The organism is Brachybacterium sp. FME24 (genome assembly GCF_014897705.1).
Classification (GTDB): Bacteria; Actinomycetota; Actinomycetes; order Actinomycetales; family Dermabacteraceae; genus Brachybacterium.
Genome location: NZ_JABUXV010000015.1, coordinates 91685 through 103702, shown reverse-complemented (window position 1 = coordinate 103702; position 12018 = coordinate 91685). Strand labels below are relative to the sequence as shown.

The 12018-nt window shown below is 58.5% G+C and carries 8 protein-coding genes, 3 pseudogenes and 1 other annotated feature; of the genes and pseudogenes, 1 reads left to right on the top strand and 10 read right to left on the bottom strand.

Translation table 11 applies throughout. The annotated features are described in order from the left end of the window. From INT51_RS16640 to INT51_RS16595, 9 genes and pseudogenes are all read right to left on the bottom strand, one after another. Positions 1-1222 (bottom strand): annotated as a pseudogene (locus tag INT51_RS16640) (IS3 family transposase); the annotation flags it as partial. Then, positions 816-944: a sequence feature (AL1L pseudoknot), on the bottom strand. (Overlaps the previous pseudogene by 129 nt.) 197 nt (positions 1223-1419) lie before the next feature. Then, a pseudogene (locus INT51_RS16630) lies at positions 1420-2424 on the bottom strand (IS481 family transposase); the annotation flags it as partial. Positions 2425-2796: 372 nt separating this feature from the next. Beyond that, complete coding sequence (locus tag INT51_RS16625) at positions 2797-3948, bottom strand: glycosyltransferase (RefSeq protein WP_193106456.1); 1152 nt, start codon at positions 3946-3948, stop codon at positions 2797-2799. Beyond that, positions 3939-4406, bottom strand: a complete 468-nt coding sequence (locus INT51_RS16620) for an NUDIX hydrolase (RefSeq protein ID WP_193106455.1) — start codon at positions 4404-4406, stop codon at positions 3939-3941. The genes INT51_RS16625 and INT51_RS16620 overlap by 10 nt, the downstream gene beginning before the upstream one ends. A gap of 37 nt (positions 4407-4443) precedes the next feature. After that, a complete protein-coding gene (locus tag INT51_RS22860) occupies positions 4444-5589 on the bottom strand; it encodes a hypothetical protein (protein ID WP_370540822.1) in 1146 nt (381 codons plus the stop codon). Between the two features lie 643 nt (positions 5590-6232). After that, entirely contained in the window at positions 6233-6682 is a 450-nt protein-coding gene (locus INT51_RS16610; RefSeq protein ID WP_193106453.1) for a DapH/DapD/GlmU-related protein, read from the bottom strand. Between the two features lie 118 nt (positions 6683-6800). Further along, a complete protein-coding gene (locus INT51_RS16605) occupies positions 6801-8117 on the bottom strand; it encodes a lipopolysaccharide biosynthesis protein (RefSeq protein ID WP_193106452.1) in 1317 nt (438 codons plus the stop codon). 55 nt (positions 8118-8172) lie between these two features. Continuing rightward, positions 8173-9048 carry a glycosyltransferase gene (locus INT51_RS16600; protein ID WP_193106451.1) on the bottom strand — a complete coding sequence of 292 codons (876 nt, stop codon included), beginning with the start codon at positions 9046-9048 and terminating at the stop codon, positions 8173-8175. A gap of 431 nt (positions 9049-9479) precedes the next feature. Further along, positions 9480-9650: pseudogene (locus INT51_RS16595) on the bottom strand (integrase core domain-containing protein); the annotation flags it as partial. A gap of 51 nt (positions 9651-9701) precedes the next feature. On the opposite strand from INT51_RS16595, the gene INT51_RS16590 reads away from it, so the two are divergent. Then, positions 9702-10990, top strand: a protein-coding gene (locus INT51_RS16590; RefSeq protein ID WP_193106450.1) for an IS3 family transposase whose coding sequence is annotated in 2 segments (ribosomal slippage) — positions 9702-9975 and positions 9975-10990 — 1290 coding nt in all. Because the reading frame shifts where the segments join, the coding sequence is not laid out codon by codon here. A gap of 600 nt (positions 10991-11590) precedes the next feature. Here INT51_RS16590 and INT51_RS16585 read toward each other — a convergent pair. Further along, complete coding sequence (locus tag INT51_RS16585) at positions 11591-11923, bottom strand: metal-sulfur cluster assembly factor (RefSeq protein WP_193106449.1); 333 nt, start codon at positions 11921-11923, stop codon at positions 11591-11593. Between the last annotated feature and the right edge of the window lie 95 nt (positions 11924-12018).

Genomic DNA, 12018 nt, shown 5'->3' with positions numbered 1-12018 from the left:
CACGACGACCGCGCCCGCGACCGTCTAACCACGGAACGAAACCCAGGGCGCTTCAGGATCATTCCGATCTCGCCGTGCAGACGCCGGTGGTTGAACCAGTCGATGTATTCCGCGGTCGCGAACTCGAGTTCGTCGATGTTCTTCCAGGGCCCGAGGTTGCGGACCAGTTCGGCCTTGAACAGCGAGTTGAAGGCCTCGGCCAGGGCGTTGACGTACGAGTCGCCGGTGGAGCCGACCGAGGCGACCGCGCCGGCCTCGGCAAGTCGCTCGGTGTAGCGGATAGCGACGTATTGAACGCCCTTGTCGCTGTGGTGCGTGAGCCCGGTGACCGCCTGGCCCGCGTGATCGCGGGTCCAGATGCCCATCTCCAACGCGTCCAGCGCAAGGTCGGTCCGCAGCGACTTCAACAGCTGCCAGCCAACCACGCGGCGGGAGAACACGTCGACGATGAACGCGGCATACACCCAGCCGGCGAAGGTGCGGCAGTAGGTGATGTCCGCGACCCACAACTGGTTCGGAGCGATGGCCGTGAAGTCACGTTCGACTAGGTCAGGACGAGAATCCGGACCGCGACCGGATATCGTGGTGCGCGGGCCCTTGGACCGGCTGACCCCTCGCAGCCCTGCGGCGCGCATGAGCCGCTCGGCCGTGCAGCGCGCCACCGAGATGCCCTCCCGCCGCAACTGCGCATGGACCTTCTTCGCCCCGTAGACGCCGAAGTTCGCCGCATGGACGCGTTGGATTTCGACCAGCAGTTCCTCGTCGCGCACTGCCCATCTCGAGGGTGGGCGGGTCTTGCTCACGTAGTACGTGCTCGGCGCGATCTGCGTGCCCGCTGCGTTCAGCGTCCGACAGATCGGCTCGACGCCGAACTCATGCTTGTGCTGGTCTATGTACTCCACGATCAACGCTGTGGGCGGTCGAGCTCCGCCGCGAAAAAAGCCGACGCCGACCTCAGGATCGAGTTCGCCCTGCGCAGCTCACGCACTTCCTTCTCCAGCTCGACCAGGCGCTGGGACTCGCTGGTCGTGGTCCCGGGACGGTGCCCCTCGTCAACCTCCGCCTGCACGACCCAGTTCCTCAGAGCCTCGGGATTGATCCCGAGCTGCTCGCCCACACGACGGAACGTGCCCGACCTTGTCGATGGATCCAGTCGCGCCTGAACAGCCATCCTCGTGGCTCTCTCCCGAAGCTCGTCCGGGTACTTCCTCGGTGCTGCCATGCTCCTCATCCTCCCGTGGATTCAGAGCCTCCACCAGACCCGGGGCGATTCACCGGGGGAAAGAGGACCCGCTCGCCAACGCCTCGGAGTCGAGCCCAGCGCCATGGCGCAGTGAGTACGATCGTGGCCACGACGCCAAGGTCGCTTACTACGTCATGACACGCAACAGCTAGAAGCAGGCCCTCGCCCAGCAAGTTGTAGTTGGTCATGACGTTGTCGACGCCGGCATGGAGGCGTGAGGCTGGGGGCTGATCGCCGCAGGCAGTATGCGGCCGATGGTAGTCATAGTGATGGACCCAGACCTCGATCGTTTCGCGCCGCGCAGTCTCGGATTCGTAGGCGCGGGCGTAGAGGCACTCATCGGTCAGCAGCCGCTGGTAGCGCTCGATCTTCCCGTTGTGCCTGGGCGTGTAGATCCTGGTGCGCTGGTGGCGGCGGATGAACGCGCGGGTCGAGCGGTGGAATGCCTTCGAGGTGTAGTTCGCGCCGTTGTCGGTGATCAGCCGCGTGATCCGTGTGATCCCGTGGGCAGCGAAGAACACGCGTGCGCGGGGGAAGAAGGCGATGGTCGTCGCGGCCGTCTCGTCCTCGAGAGCCTCGGTGTAGGCCAGGCGGGAGAATCCGTCGATGATCGAGCGGAGGTAGGTGTAGCCGACCTTCTGCTTATGGGCGCGCTTGCCGGCGAGAGCCTGCGCGTTGCCGCGGCCGTGGGCCCACCAGCCGCCACCCTCGGGGATCTTCCCGACCTTCTTCACGTCCATGTGGACCAAGTGGCCGGGATAGCGGGCGGTGATCTTCCCTGGCCGGCGGAGGTCTTCGCCGTCCGGGGTGATGTCTCTGATCCGATTCAGGCCGAGCCGGTCCAGCCAGCGCGTCACGGTCCTCACGCAGCACCGGACGCCGTGCCCGTCGGCGAGCTCACGAGCAATCCTTCGAGGGGACCACTTCTTCGCTCGTCGCCAGTGCTCGATCAGCTCCACCACCCGCATGGGCGTCCGTGATGACCGGTTCGCTGGTGCGCTGGAGCGGCCCTCCAGCGCTGTTGCTCCGTCCGCCCGATAGCGAGCCACCCACTTAGACAGCGTGGCCCGAGCGATATAAAACTCCGCGGCGACGTGCGCGATGGGACGGCCAACCTCGAGGACCTGAGCGACTGCGCGGTGTCTTCCGACAGCGGTCAGCGGGGCATTAGGGTGGGTCATGGAACGGGTCTCCTCCAGCAGATGAATGGCTTCAGCACCACCCATCGTGCCGGTCAGGGGCCCGTTCCCTCATCCCCTACGCGGTGACTACAACGTCATGACCCGCAACAGCTAGCCGAGGACCGATCGGATCAATCCGCACCTGTGACCACCTCGCTCACCCAGCACAATAGCCAAGTCCAACCGAGAACGGTTAGGGCGACACCAAACATAATGATAAGGAACCCGCCCGACAATCCAGGCTTAACGAATACAACATCATACCCAGCTACATTTAGCCGCTTAGCGTCCATCTATTGACTCCGGCGTAACGATGCAAAAGCTGTCCAGATCGCTGGGCCGCGACAACCCTTAAGGACATTGATGCAGAAGCTAGGAGGCTCGATGAGCTCCCAAGAGCCGCAACTGAGCAAACAACGTATCTCCAATCTCAAGAGTCTGAGATGCGAACAGCGAGTCCTTTCGCGGAACGAACATCGATTCTTCCGTCGCGAGCCACGGGGCAATATCGGCGGCTGCATTCAAATACTTAAGGCGAACTCCTGAGTCCTCCACTATCGATGCCATGTTAATATACGGGTGGGGCAACGAAGGATACAAAAAGAGGTCTTGCTCAAGCGCGGACTTCAGCTCATCCCACCTGCCAGTTTCAAAATACAAACGAGATCTGAGACTATTTATCTGCAGATGTGGCCCCCCAGCAGCTGGACGGTACTCCCGAAGGGCGACTTCGGCCGCCTCGAAGTCGTGCATGGCGAGAAGTGCGTGGAGGACGTAAATCGCGGCAGCCCATTCCGTTCTCGGTGATGTAGTAGCTAAAGCAAGTCGACCCTCACGCACCGCGTTCGCGTAGTCTCCACGAGCCAAATACTCTTGACTCAAAAATCGATGCATTCTCAGCACAGTATCACGCCCGACTGTCGGGTCGGCGAGTACGCGACTGCATGCATCAATGTTTCGCTCGCGCTTGGCACTACTACGATCAGAATAGTACTCATCAAAATGCCAGATAAGCGGACGGCCATAAGAACCGACACACCCGCGGCGTTGCAGATCCCCCAAAACTTGTGCATGAATACTACTTGAACTATAGCCGACGACCGCCTCGCGCCTAAAGGCTCTAACCATATGGACTACGCTATGCACCCCCTTCCCAGCAGGCTGAATCAAGGGGATCGCAAACCCCGAATACACGGGACTAGCAGTAGTAAGGAACGTGACAAATTGCTGAAGCTCAAAACTGCGGACAACTTCGTCTGCATCAACAACGAGAATCCAGTCGCCGACCGCCTCGGAGAGATACCGATCCCGGGCTCGATCAAACTCCGCGTCTCTCTCCACGAATACGCGCACACCCTCGCGGTCAATGACCGATTGAGGCACCTCATCCGACCCGTTGTCGACGATCACGACCTCTAGCCAAGATTCTCTAAGAGGGAGCTCGTCGAGCATACGCCCCAAGTGGACGTACTCGTCCTTAACTAGGACGCATATGCTTAGCAAGCGGCTGCTGATCAGGACCACACTCCTCGGCGGCCAGCGAAAAAATTACAAGCGGCGATAGTGTGCTGTCTATTGACGAGGTCCGGCAGACAGGACTCCGCAAAGTATTCCAGTCCGATTGATTCCGAGCCGTCACAGCGCAGATCGCCATCCAACCGACGCGCAACGAAAAAAGCCGTGACAGAATATGCGGTATCGCCGTTAGGATAATGGTCAACCATTCCGCTATAGACACCCGCCAACTCGGTTACAGCAACCTCGAGTCCCGTCTCTTCCCTTACCTCGCGGACGGCCGTATCGTGCAACGTCTCACCCAACTCCAGGCCGCCGCCAGGAAACCCCCAAATCGGCTTCTCGCGATCGCCACGCTTCTGCAGAAGAACATCACCATTACCTCGCGGAATGATACACCCCGCGAAATTCAAAATAATAGGTTCATGGCCCACCTTCGATCGGAGCCGCGAAATATAGTCAGACATAAGCCATTCTCCCATTCTCTACTGCCATTAGAACACCTTAAACAAGAAGTGCCCCAACTGCACCCAATGTCGGCATTCTGCCGAGATCAGTCCACGCACCGTCGCCGTCCGAACCATCCACCAACACAAACGGCAAATGCTCGCGAGTGTGCCTGCCCTGATTCATACAGGGATCATTACCATGGTCCGCGGCGAGCATTAAACGATCCCCGTTAACCATGCTGGAAATAATCTCAGCAAGCAGTGAATCTACTTCGCGCAGCGCAGAGACGCCCCCCGCGAGACTAGACGCATGACCTGAAAGATCCACCTGTTGAACATTACAGAACAGAACGTCCGATTGTCGGCCATGCCATATCTCACGGAATCGCCCGATGGTATCTTTCAACCCCGTTGATCGGGACCGAATCTCAGATTCTACCGGAATAACATCAGCCGCCTTCCCTAGAATAGCAACAGATCTACCTGACTCACGCAGGGCGCTTATCGAGTTCCTCTCTGGAACCGGTGACGAGAGGTGACGTACCTGATACCTATCATTATATATACCCAGACTGCCAACGTTGACACCAGTTAGCCAGAACCCATCTTCACACAGAGTCCTCATGGAACTTTCAACAGCTGTTTCATTGAGTTGATCAGCTAGTGCGCATATCACTCGAGGATTAATAGCCGCTCCTCGTACAATCTCAGCCACCGACCAGAACGTTTCTGGCGACACGCAACCACTGGTGGCAAGGACGTTTATATTGGTGCCCGGATCACACTCCAGGTTGTCGAATATATAAATACCATCACTAGTCCTCAAATAGCCATTACGCCACTGGACCCCGACTTTTCGCCCGGACAGAGCCCGAATAACAGCATCCTTCTGCTGGACTAAAGACCCAGCGCGTGTAGCCCCGCGAGCTCCAATCATCTCCCGATGCCCCAGGAGAGTATCAGCGCCCGCGTATTCGGTTTCGATCCAACCTGAACTAACACGTCGTCTGGATGCCAGCGCCGGGCGATTCTGTGGTTCACAGAGCCCAAGGGCGCGAAAGGTTGATAAGCCGGACCCTCCACAGGCCCCATAGAGCCTTTTGAAGGTATTTGCGCCTGGAAAGTTCTCGTACATCGAGGTCGGCGCAACGGTACCTACGCCCAAGCCGTCTACCACTAGTAGTGCTGTTCTACCTTTCACTCAGAACCCTCCAACTTTTGTTCAAGAGCGCGCCGTCGGTACACGTCCTTTATCTTTTCTACTCCGTCTATCGTAGCCAAATGTTCAGGAACACCCTCGGCGAGGTACTGCTTCCACGTATCGCTGTTGTCGGTTGGGTCAAAAATCGAGCTGGTATGCACGACGATTTGCGGGACAATTTCTTGGATTTCCCTTTGGAGGATAGTTTGGAGATGTAGCGTCCTAATTGAGTCAAACCAGCTGCAATGTACTGTCGCTCGTGTCGTGCAGAGTCGGAACTTTGACTCCGGGAATGCTGCGTTAAAAGCTGAGGGGGAAAGCTCAGGTCGCGGTGCAGGCACCACCTGCACCTCGTTAGGAGAGAAGGCATACGTGATCGCCGTGTGCCACATTGCCAGGCGTTCCTCGAGGGTAAAGGGGTTGCGTGCTTGCGAACAATTCCTATCACATTCGGCTAGAAATCTGGAATGAATATTGTCGAAGTCAGGCCTCTCGGGCAGCCAGCATTCACGATCAAGATTAAGATCAAGATCAAGCACACCAACGGTGGCAGTTCCGTATCGCCTGAGTACCTCCTTGACTTGATGTACGTGCCCAACCGTAGGCACCGTGTACCTGCCCGCGACAAGGCCAGTCAGTTCCGTCATTTCTCCATCTCCATAGTTGCACGGCTCCGAACGACTACCGCGGGAACGCCATGGGCAACCGAATACTCAGGAATATCTCTCGTAACGACCGCCCCCGCCCCGATCACCGAGCCACGTCCGATTGACACCCCTTTTAAAACAGTAACATTCGCACCTAGCCACACATTTTGCCCGATCTCTACCGGTGAGTTCCGAAAACCTTGCCGCCAAATTGGTCGATCAGTGTCCGCGAAAATGTGGTCTCCGCTATCAATTACGACATTGGGTCCAATCAGCACATTGTCGCCAATTTTCACCGTCTCGCGCGCGGTCACGATCGCACGCCGGTTAATGTACACATCGTCACCGACGTGTATCCGTTCTGGGTAGCGCAATGTTGCGCCATGGCAGACGGTCAATCGCGCGCCACACCGTGCCAGCACCGATGAATAGTATTTGCGCTTCATTAGAGCAACTACACCCCAGGTAGGGAGTATTGAGAGGAGCTCCTCCATTGGCTGCCTATTGTTCCTGCTGTGCTGCTTGTTCTTTGGAAAAATTTGCGTCCTTGCGCTCAACATGCATTTATTCAACATCGAGATCTCCCACGTGGCGTCCTCGTGCAGAACTGCGTCGCGTCCATGATGAAACGTATGGCTCGGCGCTAGAAGACTGTTGCACTACGCTTTCACTTCTCTGGCACTTTTGGACGGCAACCAATTGCCAAACTAGAACGATTATTTCTCCGACTAGTATCGCGGCCACCACGGCAGCCAATTCTCCGCTTAAGGCGGTAGCAGGCACTGCGATGATACAGAACAACGAGCTCGCGATCGTAGAGTTGAACACCTGCGTTCCCCTCCCGGCAGATACGAGTACGGCCAGCCCTGTGTACTGGGTGTATAGGCTGATACCGAGCACCGCGCCTATGACAGCCGCGACCCCGAGGGTTATTTTTACTGTGTCACCGCTAAGCATCGCCACAGCATCGGGTGCAAACGAGGTCGTTCCAATTACCGCTCCGATTGCAACAGCGTTCATAACGCGTAGACCAACATTGACACGCCTCCAATACTCTTGGCCTCCGCCGGCGGGCACCCAAGCCTGGAGAAGTTGAACCATGGGTCTAAGAATTGCTACGCCGAATTGCTGGACTCGAGACAGTACCGCATAGTTTCCTGCAAGTTCAACGCTGAAAAGCCCGATTAGAGGAATAATTCCCACACTATAAACGGCAGTAGATATCCCTACCCCGAAAGCGTGGAACTGGTCCCGGAACGACCTTCTGACTTCTGCAACTTTCAAACTCGCGATCTCCCGCATTGATGTAGCAGATTGAGTCGTGGCTACGATCGACCAAAGGCCAGCGACGATGTCTAGTAGCAAGAACCATAGAATCGAATTTAGAGCTGCCGATAACGCCAGTCCGACGCCCCCTATGAATACCTTAGGCAGAGTGTCTCTTGTGAGGATTTTTCCTGGCTGTCCTCTCCCGATAAAGTACCATGGAGAGCGAAGGGCAACGGTAATGCCACCCAAAGCGGCGATAGCTGCCAGGAAGGGGATAGGAGAAATCCATGCTGCGAGGCCGACGACGAATGGTGTCACCACTATTGCAAGGGCTCCACGTGCCACGATTGATACCGCATAGATCCGCGACGGCGTACTGGATTTCGCTATGAGGGCCGGCCCGAAGCCGTTCCAACCGAAAGACGTTACTACTGTACCAATCATGCCGACAGCTTGGCCGAGAACAACGGCTTGCCAAACAGCAGGACCGCCGACCGAGATTGCGACAGGTACCGTTAATAAGGGCACAGCCGTGGTTACAAGGCTGTTGATCCAGAGAGCGCTTAGTTTGGCCGTTGTCCTCTGAATCCTGTTTCTGTTCTGCTTCTGCATTTGTCAGTTTTCTTCGGTGCGTCGGTTAGTTTGGGCGCTGTTGTCGAATGGTGTCCTATCTGATTTGCCCTGGAGTTGTTGTTAGCCCCTCCAGGAAGTACTTGAGTGATTTGATTACGAATATGGGACTGAAGTGATTCGCTCGGTATTCCTTCCTAAAGTGTCTCCAGAAGGTTGACCGCGCCCACTCTTTCGACCTTTCGGATCCGAGCGTTGATGTTTTCATGATCCATATACGGTTTCTGAGAGAGTAGAAGAACTTGTTTCCTAGTTTTCTTGCGGCAAGGGGTCTTTTGTGCAGAATTCGCGCCGCAGGGCAAGCCATCCCGCCGGCGATCTTCTGAATCCTAGATAAGTATTCGGTATCATCCCACCAAATGAAGAAATCGGCGACCGGTAGGAAGGTCGAACGTGCAACTTCGATGTTAACGAGAGGTCCGACAAACATCCCAAATGGGATCGGTCGAGGTAGGTCGGCTTCAGTAATTCGCGGCCCGTCGTCCAATGTTGGTCCGAAGCCAAAGCATGCTGCGTCTAGTTTGCCATCGAGGGAAATCACAGAGGGCGACACGAATCCGAGTGATGGACTGCCGGAGAATACTCCTAGAAGGGTTTCTAATGCGTGTGGCTCAGGCTCAGCGTCGTCATCCATCAACCACATGTACGAGTGCTTTGTCTTTAGTGCTGCAGCTACGCCCCTTGAGAATCCACCCGCGCCCCCGTCATTTTTCCCTTCGCGGATAACGCGTACTGTCGGATGCTTTGCGCTGATCATGCGAACTGGGTCTTCGGATATGGAGTTGTCCACAACGATTGTTTCTGCAGGCGGGAGTGTCTGCGTTTCAATCGCGTTGAGGCATTCATCCAACAACTTGGTGCGCTCAAATGAAACTATGATTGCTACTGTTTCCGAATTGGTCAACGTTGACATCTTTTCAGCATATAGTCACGGCTTTTGATCTAGTTCGTGCGAGGATCCGGACGAGTACCCGCAGGGGCTGACCGGAGATCCGACACACTGAACTGTTGCACGACCTGATCGCAGTCTTACGACTACGAGCGGAGTGGCAATTGGATCAGTAGACCACATGAGCCGCTGATTCGGAAATCGCTTGCACGGTCTCGTTTACTCGTGTCCGGCGGGCACGGCAACCTCCCAGGTCGGCGGCTCGCTGCGGGCGCGGGTCGCGCACTGTCGCTGGCCGTATCCCGGAGAGTCTCGCAGCAGCCCCTCCATGAGCGGCGGTCAGGCTGTCACCGCGGTTAGAACTCGCGTGGTCCCTAGTTGGTGGTGATGGTCGGCCGTTAGCGGACGAGGGCGGCGAGTCCGAGGTAGCGGCGTTACTCGGCCCACTTATCGGGCTAGTTGTAGTTGGTCATGACGTTGTCGACGCCGGCATGGAGGCGTGAGGCTGGGGGCTGATCGCCGCAGGCAGTATGCGGCCGATGGTAGTCATAGTGATGGACCCAGACCTCGATCGTTTCGCGCCGCGCAGTCTCGGATTCGTAGGCGCGGGCGTAGAGGCACTCTGAACCGGCCCAGGTTTGATGCCGCTGCTGTTTGAGTCCGAGAGGATAGACAGCATGCCGAAGAAGATCGATCCCCAGCTGCGCGCGAGGTGCGTGCGGCTCGTGCGGGACCACCAGAAGGAATACCCCACCTTGACCGCCGCAGTCACCGCGGTCGCCCGCCAGGAAGGCGTCTCACGGGAGTCCGTGCGGCGCTGGATGGCCCAGGCCGAGGTCGACGACGGGACGCGTCCGGGCGTCACGAGCGACGAATCTGCTCAGGTCAAACGCTTGAAGACGGAGAACAAGCGGCTGCGAGAGGACAACGAGATCCTCCGCCGGGCCTCAATTTTCTTCGCGGGGGAGCTCGACCCCCGCAACCGCTGATCATCGCCTTCATCGACGAAATGAGAATCGAGGGCTACGCAGTCGAGTCGATCCTCCGCGTCCTGCGCCAGCAGGGCTTGGAAATCGCTGCACGCACCTACCGTGCCTGGAAGCGGCCGGCCCGTATCGCTGCCAGGACGATCACAGACACACTGGTCGAGGACAAGATCCGCGCCTTCGCCTGGAGTGCCAGCGAGGTCACCGGAGCGATCCACATGACGCCGGAGGGCCTGTATGGGCGGCGGAAGTGGGTCGCCTTGCTCCGCCGCCAAGAGGGCCTCGCCGGCACGTCTCGGGGTGCGGTGGACCGGGCGATGCGGAGCCTCGGGCTCGAAGGTGTTCGGCGGGCGAAGAAGTTGCGCACCACGATCCCCGATCCGGATGGGAAACGTGTCGGTGACCTGCTCAATCGCGACTTCTCCGCGGCCGCGCCGAACCTGGTGTGGGTCACGGACTTCACCTACGTCCGCACCTGGTCCGGGTTCGTCTACGTGGCGTTCGTCCTGGACGTCTTGGCCCAGCGAATCGTGGGCTGGCACGCGTCGACCAGCAAGAAGGTCGACCTGGTCATGACCCCGCTGCGGATCGCACTGTGGCAGCGTGAGCGTGAAGGAAACCCCATCTCACCAGGGAATTTGATCCATCACAGCGATGCCGGATCGCAATACACAGCCATTCGCCTGACCGAGCATCTCGCCCTCGAGGGCATCGCCCCGTCGATCGGAGCCGTCGGCGACGCCTACGATAACGCCCTCATGGAGACGGTGAATGGCCTGTTCAAAGCCGGATGCATCCGCACCACCGTGTTCCATGCCGGCCCCTACCGGACCCTCGCAGACGTCGAGTACGCGACCGCCGGCTGGGTCGACTGGTATAACAATCGGCGTCTCCACGGGACCCTGGGGATGCTCACCCCGATAGAGTTCGTGACGCTCCACTACGAGGCCCTCACCCGAGAGCCCGAACCCGCAAAGTAGCGGCAGAGAACCTGGGCCGGTTCACCGTCCATCCAAGTGCCCATCCCATGGCCTTTCGCCATCGGCCGGCAAACCTTCGAAATAAACATCACGAAGGTTGCGGTGACGGTGGCCGCACACGCGATCGAACGTCCGCGGCTGGCACCGTGTACCGGCGATCCGCGCGGAGACCCCGTCTACGGCAACCAGGACAGGCCGTCGAGCAGCGCTCATCCCTCACAGCTTCTCGTGACGCACGGCGGCATCCATATCGACCTGATCGAGTACCTTTCAGCGGCCGCAAGCACCCTCCAGCACCCTCAAGCACCTGGGCTCATGCGAGCTGACCTGCATTGATGAACGCGGTAGACCACCCGCAGTCACCCTCGAGATCCCGTGAGCTCCACACCGCGGTCATCGCGGGGCTCAATCCCACACAAATTCACGCACAGTGAGCGAGAAATCGGCAGATTCGCCACTCTAGCCCCGCACGGTCGGAACGAGGCTCAGTGCGCAAACTGCTCACGGTTCAGGAGCGGTAGTCGACTCTTCAGATACCCACACATACCAAACAAACACCCCTGACCTGCACAAATGCAGGCCAGGGGTATCAGTTGGCAGTCAGAGGTTGAAGCCGATGGCGCGCAGCTGCTCGCGTCCGTCCTCGGTGATCTTCTCCATGCCCCACGGCGGCATCCACACCCAGTTCAGGCGGTGGGACTCGGTGATCGCGTCCAGCACCGCGAAGGTCTGGTCCTCGAGCATCTCCGTCAGCGGGCAGGCGGCAGAGGTGAGCGTCATGTCGACGACGGCGTGGCCGTCCTCGACGGTGACGCCGTAGACGAGACCGAGATCGACGACGTTGATCCCGAGCTCGGGGTCGATCACGTCCTTCATCGCCTCGGTGACGTCCTCGGCGCTCACAGTCGCCGACGGGGTCTTCTGGTCGGTCATGGCATCCTCCCGATGAGGGATGGGCCGAGGTTTCGGCCCGCTGGTGGGGTGGCCCGCTGCGGTGCCGGGAGCTCTCCCGGCGCCGCAGCGGAAGG